Consider the following 13,181-nt stretch of genomic DNA (forward strand, 5'->3'; position numbering starts at 1 on the left):
GTCCGCTGACGTTGCCGTCAACGCACCGTAGGCCCCTCTCCGATAAATACCGAAGAGGGGACCATGGTCGTTTCTACGGATCGAATATGGGTGGGCTAATTCCCCTCCACCGCAATCCAAAAACGCACTACTCTGCTATCGAGAACCATCCACTGCGCGGCTCTGCCAATCGACCTTGAGAGACCAAGGATCGACAGGATTTGGCGATCTCACCAAGACTCCTTGACGACTCACTTTCAACACTCATCGAGAATCGCCTGACTCGCCAGGAGTCAAAGATCTCCAGTTCGTCATCAAGGAAATCGACGTCCACTTCAGCACCGCCGACCTCAGTGAAGAGACACCCAGAACCATGGAAATTGTATTCTAGACCGTCGCAGATAGTTCCGGACTTTTCCAGGGCTCTCGACCGGTACAGGCGAGCGAGATCAGCCAGTCTCTCAACCCCCGGGTGGCAACGCTGTACAGCACCGCGCACCCGGGCCAGGGCCCGCAAGTACGCCTCGACCTCGCTCGTAGGCTCACCTGTCATCGATACCCCGGCTTCCTATATTTGTTCACTAGACGGTCCGGCCCGACCTCAGCCCAGGCGGTCGTGATGTCATCGGCGCCTCCAGGATATCTGGTCCGGATCTCAGCGTTCGAAAGAATCCTATATGGCACGTCGATGCCTGCGCGCTTCGCAGCAGCGACCCGGTGATGACCATCAAGGATGTACAGGTCGTCTTGGATCTTCGCCACCGAGATCGGCTCACCTTGCCAGCCGTTCTCCTTCATAGAAGCTGTCAGCGTATCGACGTTTTTCTTAGCGGCATTGCCAGACAGAGCCTCAGTACGTCTCAAGCTGAAGGGATCAGCGCTTCCTTCGGTTGCAGCGGGACTCCCCTCGCCTGCAGCGCCGTCTGCTTCTCGAAATGCCTGGCCTAGTTTGTCTGCGCCCGAACTAATCATGGGGGTGCCTAGAGCCAACATCCCGGAGCCGAGGGCTATGACTGGGGCGCCGCCAGGACAGAGGACACCCGTACCGCACATGGTGGCCCCTGTGCCAAGCGCACCTCCACCAAGGGTGTCGATGAACGCTCCGCCGAGCGTTTGGAAGATCCCGCCCCAGAAATTCGCATCCTTGGCCAAGCTCGCCACATAGTTGCTGACGTAAGTTTCGGTGTCAGTAGGACCGGTGACAGGGACACAGCTTTCTCCGGGACCGGAATATTTGCATGAATACCGGGTGCCAGTGCCGGTGCCGGTGCCGGTGCCACCAGAGCTACTCGTGTGTCCGGTACTGCTCGTGTGCGAGGTGCCGGTACCGCCGCCTAGGCGTCCATCCCCATACTCTCGCCCATGTTTCTTCTCCCACTCTTCGACCGACTTTGTGCCGCCGCAGATCCCGTCCTGCATACACACAGCTTCACCAGTGGAGTCACTGGAAGTGACCGGCGTGTTGTTGGCGTAGGAGTAGCCGTTGAGTGACTGGTGCTGGTCCACGGTCAGGAGCGGGTCAACGCTGGTGAACTGACCGATGAGGGGGTCGTACTCACGGGCACCCACGTGCGTCAAGCCGGTGGTGTCGTCGGCCGGCTTGCCGAGGAACGCCTTGTCGTCGGGCCAAGACGTTGGTTTGGTGCCGCGTGGGGCGCCGAAGGGGGTGCTGTAGCGCTTGGCAACCGCGTACGTGCCTGATTCCAGGGCGATGCTGGAGGTGCCGTGGTGGTCGGCGGCCAGGAAGCTGAGTTTGGTACCCGCAATCCCGGTAGTGGCGGTGCGGACCGCGATGGTCTGGCCGTTCGCGGTGTAGTAGCGGGTGCCGGAGGCGGTCTTCGTGGTGCCCTTGACTGTGAGGTGGAGTTCTGTGCCGGCGCCCAGGTAGAGGACGGTTTCGCCGTCGCTTTTGGCGCGTCGGATGAGCAACTCGCCGTTAGCGTCGTAGAGGTAGCTCGTCTCCTTCGTGCCTTCGGTGAGTTTGGCGAGGTCGCCTTCGGTGTTCCAGGCCAGTGACTGCTGGGTTGTCGCCTGAGTCTTTGGGTCCGGAGGGCCGGGGCGGGTGATGGTGTTGCCGCTTGAGTCGTAGGAGTAGGTGGTCGCGCGCGCGCCGGTCGTTTTGTCCAGTGTGTGTGGTTTGTTGTCCTTGGTGTCGTCGTAGGTGTATGCCGTGGACTTGTCACCGGACGTGGTGTGCTGAGTCTCGGTCTTGCGTTGGCCGGCGCCGGTGTAGGTGTAGGACGTCCAGTACGGGGCTGCGCCGTCGAGGTTGGCGGCAGTGCGGCCGGTGCCCGAGCAGTCTGCGGTCTTTGGGGTCCAGGCTTCGGTCAGGCGGCGGTTGCCGTCGTAGGTGAAGCACTGGTAGTCGGCTTTGGCCGTGCCGCCTTGGGTGGTGTTGTCGAAGATGGAGGAGACGTTGCCGGCGTCGTCTTGGGTGAACTTCAGGTCCTGGGTCGGGTAGCTGTGTACGTCGTCGGTGACTTGGGTGCGAGTGAGGCGGCGGGTTCCCTCCTCGTACTCCGAGGTGAGATAGGCCTTTCTCGCTGAGGATGTGCCGTCCGTGCCCAGGCTGAGCTGGAGCAGGTCTCTCTCCGGGGAGAAGCGTGCGTCTTGCAGGTAGCCCGTGGTGCCCTTGGCCGTGAGCTGCTGTCCTAGGGCGTTGAAGGTGTAGGAGATTCCTTCTGCGGGCAGGCCGCCGGCAGCTGGGGCGGAGTACTGGCTGATCGAGCCGTCCAGGTTGTAACCCGTGGTGAATGCGAGTGTGCTCTTGATGTAGCCGCCGGAGACCAGGGGTTCGGTGTCGGGCAGGATGAGTTGGCTGCCGGTCGCGTGGTAGGTCGAGTCGTAGGCGGTGACCTTTTCGGTATACGCCTTGCCGGTCGCGCCGCCGTCGTAGCGTGTGGCGGTGTCCTGCAGGCCCTTGGCGAGTTGGTCGAACTCCCAGGCGGCGAGCTTGTTGGCGTCGCTCTTGTCGGCCTGCCACATGCCCGTCCTGCGGCCTAGCACGTCGTACTCGTACAGGAGCTTCTTCGCCGCGTCGTCGTTCGGCGTGGTGCTGACGATCTGATCAAGGTCGTTGTACGCCGTTGCCGTCTTGCCCTTGTCGGGGTCGGTGGCCGAGACCTGTCGGCCGAAGAGGTCGTAGGTGTAGGACCACTTGGTCTGGTCGGGACCGGTGATCGTCTCCTGCTGGCCGGCAGGGGTGTAGGTGTAGTCGGTGGTCGTGAAGTTGGTGCCGGTCGGTGTCGGTCCGGCGTACTCGCGGCGCTGGGTCGTCTGGCCGAGGGCGTTGGTGAGTACGGCGGTGGCCTGGCCGCCCGTCGGGGCACTGGTGGCGGTGGTGTCCCCGGTGTAGGTGGTGTCGATGGTCCAGCGTGTGACGCCGTGCAGTTTGGTAACGGTCTTCGTCGGTCGGGCGGCCCCGTCGTAGGTGGTGTCCGTCTGGGTGGGCGCCTGGCCGCCGGAGATCTCCGCGGCCTTTGAACTGGGCGGTGAGGTGCTGTCCCAGATGTCGGACTGCTGGCTGACTGCGAGTCCACGGGCGTCGTAGAGGGTCAGGGCGATGAGGCGGCCGCCCTGCGGGGTCGGCGTCTGAATCTGGCGCGAGCGCAGCAGGGAGTCGTAGAACTCGTAGGTGGTGTTGTAGCCGGAGCCGTCGTTCTTGAGGGTGCCGGTGGCCACCCACGACATGTCCGCGCTGGTGACGTGGTAGTCGTAGACGTAGTTCGGTGTCTTGTTCAGTGCTTTGAGTCGGTTGGGCAGCCAGAGCTTGGTGATGCGGCCGAGACTGTCGTACTCGCTCTCGGTGACCTTCCCGTTGGGGTCGGTGGCCTTCAGGGTTGCACCGGTCGCGAAGTCCAGAGCTGTGGTGGTCTTGAACGACTTGGCGTTCTCGGCCTCCGTGGATGTCAATGGACCGGCGTCCGCCGGCACGTAGGTGATCGAGGACGCCACGAGATCGTTGGTGTCCTTGACCGTCTTCGGGCGTCCGAGGGTGTCGTACGTCGTCTTGGAGAGCTTCTGCCAGGCAGGGGTGCTGTCGCTGCCGTAGCCCTTGGCGCGTCCCGTCCAGGTCGCCTCGCCCTTGGTCGGCTTCTGGGTTGCCGACCAGGTGGTGGCCGTCGTGTCGTCGTAGACGGTGGCGGTGTCGGCGATGACGTCGCCGGCGTGCTTGGAGTCGGCAGGGAGGTCGAGCGCCGCGTCCGTGGTGGCGCAGGAGACCGCAACGGTTCGGGTGCGGGAGGGGAGCGAGGTGATGCCCGCGTCGTCGTTGCGTGCGTACCAGGTGCGGGTGCACTTGTCGTCGTCCTGGACCGCGTCGTCGCCGACGTCCTCGACAGTCTCGGCCATGCCGTAATCGTCGTAGGTCGTCTTCACCGTGTGCACCCGGTCGTACGGGGTGATCTTGCTGGTGATGCGGGTGCGGGTGTGAGTGGCGGCGGTGCGCACATAGTACGCCTCGGTGTCCGCGTACGACTTGTGCTGGGTCGCTGTCCGTTTCGACCACGGGTCGTTGATCGTCCCGCCGACTTCTGTGTCGCCGTTGTAGGTCACGGACTCACGGGTGAAGCCCGCGTACTGCTCGGAGTCTGTGATGTCGCCGGCCTTGATGCCGGAGACAGTGACGGTTTTGCGTTTGTCCTTGTCGAGCGTCTTGCCGTCGGCGCTGAGTACGCGGTCGCCGTTCATGCCGCGCAGGTAGAGTGTGGTCTCTTTGCTGCGTGTGCCGTTGGAGACGCCGGTGAGGTGGGTGACCTGCTGGTAGCCGCGCCAGATGGACCAGGTGCGCTCCTTGGCGGGAGTCATCGGGTCCTCGTCGTAGTGCCATGCGCCGCCGCCGGTGTACTGGTAGCTGTGCTGTACGGCTTCGGAACCGCCCTCGGGGTCGGTGGTGGACACCGAGCTGACCGGGTATTTCTGGAACCAGTCGAGCGTGGGGTCTTTCTCGCCGTTAGGTGACCAGTACACCGGGTAGCAGCGCCTGGTGTTCTCGTCCACCTTGGGCTTGGTGCCGGCTGCGGTGCAGTCGGCGTCCATGTAGGTGACGATCGTCTGCGCGCCTGTCTCGGAGATGACGGTCTTCAGCCGCGGCTTGTTCAACGGCAGGATGTCGTCGGCTTTGCCGTCGACGCGGTTGGGCAGCATCACGTGGTCGAACTTGACCGAATTCAGTGAGAGGTCCGTGCCGCGCTTGCCGGTGTGCTTGATCTCGTCGAGCCAGAGCGACTGGTCGGTGGAATCACCGGTGTCACCGGGGTCGAGGTAGAGCTGCTTGAGGGACCAGACGTCCACGGGCTCGAAGTCGGGCGTCGAAGCGGCCGCGTTCCAGGCGTAGGTGGTGATGGCCGTCAGTCGTTTGCGGGTGAAGAACGAAGGACCGACGTTGCCGGTGCACTTGTCGCCGTCCTTGCAGATCGCGTCGAACGGTACGTCCGGCCAGTTGTCCCGGGTGTCCTTGGTCAGCGAGTCGCAGCCGGTGCCGGACGCCAGGCAGCGCTCGTCGTAGGTGAAGACGACCTTGTCCGAGGCGGCCGGCTTCCCGGAGAAGAGTTTGTCGGCGCGCTGGCCGTAGCGGATCTCTTTCAGGTAGCCGCCGCGGGTGTAGTCGGTGCCGGTGTTGTCGTCGCCGAGCTTGTCGTAGTTGTTGTGCTCGGCGGTGTACCAGTAGGACGAGGCGTTGCCGTGGGTGTCCTCGACGTAGTCGAGGTTCCAGCGCCATGCCTGCTTCTTGGCGCGTTCGGCGAACGTGTCACCGCCGGTGAAGCCCGGTTCGACGGGGTCGTCGCCGAAGACGGGGACGGTCCAGACGGAGTTGGTGCGCTCGTCGGTGCCCGCGCCGTCGAGCTTGTTCAGGCCGAAGACGTACTTGGTGCCCTCACCAGTGATGACCGTCCAGTACTCGCCTTCACCGTCGAGGCCGGTGGAGCCTTCGTCGCCGTTGTCGGTGCCGGTGGAGTGGGTGACGGTGGAGGCGTCATCGTCCTTCAGGCGCCACTTGCCTGTCTCATCGTCCTTGACGAGTTCGCTGGCTTTGCCGTTGAGGACGAGGGAGGCGTTGTCGTACTTCCAGCACAGGTCATACTTGCCGTCTTGGCCGTCATCGTCGCAGGAGTTGTACTTGCGCTCGACGTAGGAGGACGTCAGGTCGAAGCCAGTGCCGATCTGGCTGCCTTGGTTGTTGGAATTGGCCGTCTGGCCGTCGACTGCGCCGGAGTCGTAGGAGAGGGACAGGTCCGGCTGAGGGCCGGCCGCAGCTGGGGGGACCCGCAGGGGGTAGGACCAGGTGAAGGAACCGGAGGAACCGCCGGCCTCCCATGTCGAGGAGGCGGACAGGGGCGTCGCCTTGTAGTCGCCGGCGCCCGACTGCGTGCCCGCCGCCAGGGCGAGCAGCATGGGCTGCCGTCCTGAGGCGAGCGTCACCGGCGCCGAGATGGTGTCCTTATCGCGGTTGTTCACCGAATCAAGGGCGACGCGCTTGTGGCACTTGGCTGCGGCGGGGTCCTTCAGAGCGCAGTCCGGCAGGCGCGTGAGCTGGAGGCGTCCTGCCCAGTCACCGCCGTAGGCGGAGGCGAAGGTGGAGTAGTCGATGCCGAGTCGCGTCCTGCCGCCCGCTTGGGGACCGGTGACTTTGAGGACCACTCCCTTGACGCCCAGTTCGGCGGCTGTGTTCTGCTTGAGGACCTCGATGGTGACGGAGTCGGCTGCCTTGCCCTTGCCCGGAGCAGTGGCACTGACCGTCAGCGAGCCTGGGGCGGCCTTGGCTGTGCCCTTGGCCGGCACCGTCAGGACTGCCTTGCCGGCTTTCGGCCAGGTCACCTTGCGCTGCTGATCGTGGCGGGCTCGGGCAGCTGCCGCTTGGTCGGCCTGGGCTGCCTTCTTCACCTCGGCTGCCGCCTTCTTGTTCACCTCGGCGGTGAACGGGCTGACCTTGGTGGCGTGTGCGGGCTTCAGATGCGGACGTCCCAGGGGATCAGTGTCCGCGGCAAAGGCAACGGGGGTAAGCAAGCCGGGCAGGAGTGCCAGGCCGGTGGTTGCGGCGATGCGCCGGGACCAGCGTTGTCCCGGTCTGGTCCCGCGGCCCGCAGAGGGGCGGAGTATGCCATGGGGATTCATGGTGGGTTCTTTCTATGCGGTGCTCGACCGGTTCGGGCCGGGCATGCAGTGGAGAACGAGGAGGAAGAGCGAAGATGGAGAAGGCGGCCGAAGTCGCTATGCACACGGCTGGCGGGGGCGGCCTGCGGTCAGCGCAGGCCGCCCCGTGCAGCGGTGGCGTTTTGTCAGATGCTGTCGGGGGTGTCCAGGACTTGGGACTGGATCTGGTCGAAGTTCATCGCCCCGGTCCAGATCCGTAGGGATTCCAGTGAGCCGGGCAGGTAGTGCCCCGTGGAGCCGCCTGCTGTTCCCCTGCCTGCGGACAGCGTGCCGTTGCCCTGCTGGACCGAAGAGAAGCCGGAGGCGTCCTCGCCGGGCTGCTCGAGTCCGCCCACGAACAGGTGCAGTCGTCCCATGCGGTCTTCCGTCTTTGAGGTATCAGCCGGGTTGGTCCACTGCCATGTCTCCTGGGCGTCGTATACCCCGGTGACGTCCACCCCGGTGTTCAGCTCGGCAAGATCGCTGGCTGCCACTTGGGCGCTCTGGGTGACCTTGCCGTCCGCTCCGACAGCCGTGCGAGTGAACTGCCATTCGTAGGTGTCGGCTGCGGGCTTGATCACCCACAGGGCCCATGAAGACTCGCCGCCGACCGCCTGTCCTGCTACCTGGGCTTGATAGCCGACGGGTTTGGCCGCCAGCTTGTCGGCGTCCAGGCGCACATGGGCGGAGACGGTGAACGAGCCTGTCTCGTCCGTGACCGGGCCGCTCGCCGAGGCATAGCCGGACGTTCCGTCCAGGACGAGGGTGTTGTCGTCGGCATCCAGCGCCGCTCCGGTGGGCGACAGTGCCAGCGCCGGCGCCGGGTAGGGGCTCAGTTCCTTGACCTGGGTGCCGGTCGAGGAAGCGGCATCCCAGTAGGCGACGAGTTCGTCGGCAGCCACACCGTCCTGCGTCAGCTGCGCCTCCTGAGCGACCTGCTCAGGCTTGAGGGCGTACTGCCATACCGAGACCTCGTCGATGCGGCCGCGGAAGTGCTCACCCCACGCACCGTTGGCCAGCGAACGGCCGAATTGCAGACCCGCGGTGGAGGTCCATGGCTGGTACGCGGAAGACAGCGCGTTCAGCACCACTGGCTGCCCCTGCGGGCGGCCGTTGACGAACAGTTGGATGGTGTCGTTCGTCTTGTCCGTGTCATCCTTGGTGTCGAAGACGGCCGCCAGATGCGTCCACGCATTCAGTGGCACGGACCCCGCGTCGGCGATCGACCGTAGGAAGACCGGGTTGTCCTTGACATCGGTGGCGACCCGGTTGAACACCCACTTTTTGTAGCTCGCGGAGTAGTACAGCGTGAAGGCCGATGCGTTTGTGCCGGGCGCGGACAACACCACATGCGTCTGTGAGGCGTCGGTCAGATAGACCCAGGACGAGATGGTGAAGGAGTCCTTGGTGTTCACCGCCGGCGTGGTGGTGGCGGCGTACCCGGAGGGCTGGGTGGCGTCCGATCCGTCGTTGAGCCACAAGGAGTAGTCGGCGTCGCCGCGGCGGCCCAGGCTGGACCAGCCGGCCCCTGCTGTCTGCAGCGTGGCGTCGTGCCTGGTGCCTTCTGTCGCTGTGTCCTTGGCGACCGTCGCTGCTGTACCGGGCGCTGCGTCGTCGAAGTGCCAGCGCCCCACCGCCCCGGGCGCCGGAGCTACCTTGAAAATGAACTCCGCAGGCGTGCCCCACCGGTTGTAGGCGTCCTTCGCCCGTACCGATAGCAGCTGCGTGCCGGACAGTGGTGGCTTCACGTCCTTGACGTCGGCCTTGAGTCCGCCGGTGACCTGCCGGGCAGGCGTGGACAGCAACTTCCACTCATAGGCGGTGACGTCGGTGCGTCCGCTGGTGATGTCGGCGGTGTTGGGCTGGAAGGTGAAGGAACCGGACACACCCGGCCCCCCGCGGCCCTCACAGACCTGGCCGCACTCGGTGTATGGAGACCCGGCCGTGATACGAGGCGCCTTGGGCGCGGTAGAGTCGATCTTGAAGTAGCACCATGAGCTGTAGGGCGACCAGAGGTCACCGCTCTTGCCGCTGTACGACCAGTGTGACTGCGTCCGCGCCTTGTACCGGTACAAGCCCTTGTCCGCTCGATCGGTGGTGCGCATCTTCTCCAGCGTCTCGTCCGGGTCCCAGCCGGTGTCCGGCCTGTGTCCGGTCCACACCTGGTGCCAGGCCGCGTCGTCACCGCGCTCAACCACGTACTCGGCCTGCAACGCCCCTTCCTCGTCGCCCTTGTGGGCTTCGACCTTCGTCTGGACCCGAGCCTGGACCATCGGATCGGTGCGGGTGACGATCAACGGGTCGGAAGAGGACTTGTTGCAGTAGCCCGTATTGCCGTCACCAGGAATGAGTCCCACACCGGTGGGCACGCCCGGCCTATAGGCGAATACCACCTGAAGATCGGCGCTGTCGTCGAACCGCTTCCAGGCTCGCGGGTCACTCTCGTCCTTGGCGCGCAGCATCAGCGTGAGCCGGCTGATCTTGCCGTCCGCGAAGGAGCGGACCGTGCTCGTCAGGTTCTCGTCCGACTCCTTCGCGTTGTCATTAAACTCGATCCACTGGTCAGGCTGATCAGGGCTGCACAGATCGCCGCGGCCCGCCGCTACATCACGGTCACCCATCAGGTCCAGTTGCCTGGGGCCGGGCCACCGAGTGCCCTCGGAGATGTTGTCGGTGCGGACCAGGTCCACCCAGTGCGGATCACAGTTGAACGACCACGTCTCCTTCGCCCGGAAGGTGGCATCGAGGACGTGCTTGCCGGCCAGTTTCGTCGGTGCGAACTCGAAGTACATGCGGTCGACGTAGCCGCTGCCGCAGTAGTAGCCGTCGGCGTTACCGCAGTTGCCGACGCCCTTGTCGCCGTCGAACATCCAAAACTTGTCGCCGTCGGAGGACAGCTTCGTGCGCTCGGAGACGCCCAAGCCGACCGACGGATCGATGTAGACGGGGTAGACCGTCCCCTTGCCGCGCAACAGGTTCAGGTCCGGGTGCACGGCGACCGAATCGTCATCGACCTTCACCGGCAGTACTGCGGTGGTGTCGCCTTCACCAGGGTGCGTCGGGTCGTCCTGTGTCTGAGCGGTGGCGCTCGCCGAGCCCTCGGTACGCATCAGCTGTGTCTGCGGGCCCGATGCTTTGTCCCCGGCAGAGTCCCACATCTGGCCGGCCGGGCCACGGAAGACGGCGTTGCCGTTGTCGTCGATGGCCCGCAGGCCACCGCCGACGCCGGGCACTACGGTGAGGCCGTCTCCGGACGCGCCGAGTTTGACCTGTTCCAGCGCCGGGTTCTGCGCCGCCGCCGGCGTCTTGACGACAAGTACTTCTCGGTAGCTCTCGGCCGTGGCCGTCAGCTGCAGGTCCACACCGTCGAAGACGTTGGCGTAGGTCGCGGTGGGACCGTCCAGCGTCGGTTCCGGCAGATCACCAGGCCATCCCAAAGTGACCGATCGACCGTCCTTGCCCAGCTGGATCATGCCCGATCCCGGGCCACCACCAGAGAAGGACAGGTCCACTACGGCGCCCTTGGGAGCGATCCTGCCGTCCGTACGGCGCTCCAGCACCGGATCGACCGTTCCCCATCCGCCGTCCTTCTCCTTCACCCGCTGGGGAGTGGTGGACTGCGTCAGCGTGAACGAGCCGTCCGGGTTCGCCTCGGTCGTGGAGTATTCGGTGCGGTCCGCCGTCACCTCCACCTGTTCCCCCGACGCCTGCGCCTGGGCGGACGCCGTGGGCTCGCCCACCACCCCTGTGCCCGCATCGGCAGCAGCCGCCGACGCTCCGGACGCCGTGGCCTGTATGACTGGCAGCACCGTCAGGAGCAGAGAGGCCGCGACGCCCCCCAAAGAGGCACTACGTAACCTTCTCGATCTCCGCAATTTCCCCACATGGTCCCGCCGCTTGCCCACGCCATCCACCCCCGGCACGCCAGTCATAAAGATCCCGCAAAGTAAAAGCACCGCTACCGAGAGGGGTCAATCAACTGTGACTCGGGTCACATAACTATGGCTGAATAGCATCTGACCTGCGCAGATAGCTACGCCTCACGATTCCCGCGGTCCCAATAGGGTGCATCCCCCACATCCTGTACCGCACCTACCAACGCACTTGAACAGCACGAAAAGCCCGCAAACACATCCACGCAGCCGCTCCTTCTTGGCACCGCCACAACCCCACCCACCGAGCGGCAGGGTGCAGGCCGCCACCGAGGGCAACTCCCGGGTGTTGCGGGGACAGGTACTGGCGTGCACTCATTGCCGTCCGGATACTTGCCACTCGGGTTGCTGGACTGAGCTGGTACCCAAGGTGGTCAGCTCCTGGCCGGTGCGGCGCCCGCGCCGAACGGTGGGATGTCGCCGAGGGTGACGTCGAGGCGGAGCCGAGCCAAGTGCGCTGGATGCCTCCAAGCTCCCCGGGGCGACAGCGGTCAGGCGCTCCAGGAACGGGCGGCAGCAGGTGTGGCGCGTGCTCGTGAAGGACCTCCAGCCAGCCCGCGGCCGGGCCGGAGCGGAAGAAGTACGCTCCGCGTGCGGGTCCGCCCAGCCGGCCAGCTCCCGAGCCCCCTTCTCGCCCGGGCCCGTAAGCGCGGCCAGCTTGAGAACCCGCGCTTCCCGGCCGGACATCGGCACCACCAACTCGGGAGCAGGTCACCCGCGGGTGCGGTCTGGAGCCGGGCGACGCCGCCAGCATCCGCTTCAGGAGCCTGAGTCCGGCCACCGCCGACGCGCAGCCGCTGTTGTCCGGCCGGGAGCGCGAGGTCGAGCGGTTCCTCGACCTGCAGGTGATGCTCGCGGCCTACGCCGGCGCGCCCGTACTTCGTGTCGGCCGCCGAGGCGTTCGACGCCGCCACCGGCCTGCCGCCGGAATGCGGGGCGCAGCTGCGGGTGACGGCCGAGGCCGTCCTGGTCTTCCACGACGGCGTCCCGCTGCCGGCCGTCATCTCCGACGACGAGGCCCTCCACGCCCACGCCGCCGCCCACTTCGGCGCTCACCGCACCGCCCCACGAAGTCGCCCAGGCTGCCTACTCCCCACCGGCCGGCGGGGGCCGGGCAGGGCGCCTGCCCAGTGCCGCGACTGGCGGTGCGCCCACTGGACCCACAACACCCGCGTCCACGTCCTCGACGAACACGGCCGGCCCTCCGGCCCGGTCTACGGTCCCGACGCCATCGAGGGCGTGACCTTCACTCGGCGCCGGACCCGGGTGAAGGGAATCTGGGTCAACCAGCACCTCCCCCACGCCCAGGCCGGGCCCCGGTCTACGCGGTGGATCCGCAGCTGGCCCGGACCACTGCGGACGCCATCTGACCGACCGCCGCCCCTCGACCGGCCCAGGAGCAGGTGCGGGCGGCGTCGATCCCCCGGCGCGGCTGCCGCGCGGAGGCGGTACGGAGGCCGGGCGGCGCCTGGGGCTAGCGCGCAGGCCAGAAGGCGGTGAACCGGTCTCACGCGAAGATCCGGGCACTCATCGAGCAGGCCGCCGCCCCCTCAAGGCCTGGCGGCTCCTTCGCAAACTGCGGTGCTCGACCACCCGGATCACCACCCTCGTCCAGGCCCATCCCCACCCCTTCATCCGACCAGCTCAGAGTGAAGGCGGGAAGGGCTCACTGATCACGTAGTGCGGTACCAGTCTTCACCGTTGCTGGCGAGCGTGCTGCGCAGGTAGGTCTCCAGGGACGGCGCGATCCAGGTGCGACTGTCTGTCTCGTGGTCCCAGGCGAAGATTTCATCACGGGCCGGTGTACGCACGAAGGCGAACTGATCTCCGCCGCCGTTGTCACCGAAGAACATGAGGGCGTCGAACGGCATGTACAGGTTGCGGAACTGCTCGTTGCCGCGGAATGACAGGTTTTCTTCGAGGACCTTTTCTGCGGTCCAGATCACCTCGGTGCCATAATTGGCTTCGATCCCGTCAGTCTCCGCCAGGAGTTCACGCAAAGGGCCGGGGAGTGGCTGCCCGAGCTGTTCCTCGATCGCGGCCAAGGCGTCGGGGGTTGCAGGGTCTTGCAGCTCTACATCGGCATCGGGGAATTCTGAGGCGAGCTCTCGCCACATGAGGCGTTTTCTCCAATACTGG

At 65.7% G+C, this 13,181-nt stretch carries 4 protein-coding genes and 1 pseudogene; 1 reads left to right on the plus strand and 4 read right to left on the minus strand.

The features are described from left to right. Positions 1 to 127: 127 nt before the first annotated feature. The 3 genes from ACIQVT_RS00140 to ACIQVT_RS00150 all read right to left on the minus strand — a co-directional run bounded on the left by ACIQVT_RS00140 (position 128) and on the right by ACIQVT_RS00150 (position 10,853). Positions 128 to 532 carry a DUF6896 domain-containing protein gene (locus ACIQVT_RS00140; protein WP_403745456.1) on the minus strand — a complete coding sequence of 135 codons (405 nt, stop codon included), beginning with the start codon at positions 530 to 532 and terminating at the stop codon, positions 128 to 130. After that, positions 529 to 7,092, minus strand: a complete 6,564-nt coding sequence (locus tag ACIQVT_RS00145; RefSeq protein ID WP_403745458.1) for an RHS repeat-associated core domain-containing protein — start codon at positions 7,090 to 7,092, stop codon at positions 529 to 531. Before ACIQVT_RS00145 ends, ACIQVT_RS00140 begins: the two co-directional genes overlap by 4 nt. A 164-nt stretch (positions 7,093 to 7,256) precedes the next feature. Continuing rightward, complete coding sequence (locus ACIQVT_RS00150; protein ID WP_403747807.1) at positions 7,257 to 10,853, minus strand: LamG-like jellyroll fold domain-containing protein; 3,597 nt, start codon at positions 10,851 to 10,853, stop codon at positions 7,257 to 7,259. A 1,670-nt stretch (positions 10,854 to 12,523) separates the two neighbouring features. On the opposite strand from ACIQVT_RS00150, the pseudogene ACIQVT_RS00155 reads away from it, so the two are divergent. Next, positions 12,524 to 12,723: pseudogene (locus ACIQVT_RS00155) on the plus strand (hypothetical protein); the annotation flags it as partial. On the opposite strand, the gene ACIQVT_RS00160 reads toward ACIQVT_RS00155, so the two are convergent. Then, positions 12,716 to 13,159: an SMI1/KNR4 family protein gene (locus ACIQVT_RS00160; RefSeq protein ID WP_403745460.1), complete on the minus strand. Its 444-nt coding sequence runs from the start codon at positions 13,157 to 13,159 to the stop codon at positions 12,716 to 12,718. The pseudogene ACIQVT_RS00155 and the gene ACIQVT_RS00160 sit on opposite strands and share 8 nt — an antisense overlap. Between the last annotated feature and the right edge of the window lie 22 nt (positions 13,160 to 13,181).

The sequence above is a fragment of the Streptomyces sp. NPDC100445 genome (assembly GCF_044759735.1).
In the GTDB taxonomy this organism is placed as follows: domain Bacteria; phylum Actinomycetota; class Actinomycetes; order Streptomycetales; family Streptomycetaceae; genus Streptomyces.